The sequence below is a fragment of the Gordonia sp. UBA7599 genome (assembly GCA_002477755.1).
Taxonomy (GTDB): domain Bacteria; phylum Actinomycetota; class Actinomycetes; order Mycobacteriales; family Mycobacteriaceae; genus Gordonia.
This window is the reverse complement of record DLKD01000062.1, coordinates 127401-127664: the sequence shown is the minus strand read 5'-3', so window position 1 is coordinate 127664 and position 264 is coordinate 127401. Positions and strand designations below refer to the sequence as shown.

1 pseudogene is annotated in these 264 nt (G+C 70.1%); it reads right to left on the bottom strand.

The window, feature by feature from the left end:
- A pseudogene (locus B4L26_RS08245) lies at nt 1–264 on the bottom strand (NADH-quinone oxidoreductase subunit G); the annotation flags it as partial.

The window sequence follows — 264 nt, the reverse complement described above, 5'->3', positions numbered from 1 at the left end:
TGCGCAGGCGCAGGAAGATCATCGGCGATTCTTCCTCCGGCTCGAGTCCGGCCAGGAGGACGACGGGTGCGTGCTCGAGGTCGTCGTAGGCCACCGGCATCCCGGCGCCGGCGACCTGGTGGGCCAGGAATGCCGTCTCCTCGTCGCTGCAAGCACGGGCACGGAAGTCGACGTCGTTGGTGCCCAGTACGACCCGTGCGAACTTGGCGTAGGCGTAGGCGTCCTCGACGGTGGCACGACCCCCGACCAGCACCCCGGCGCGGG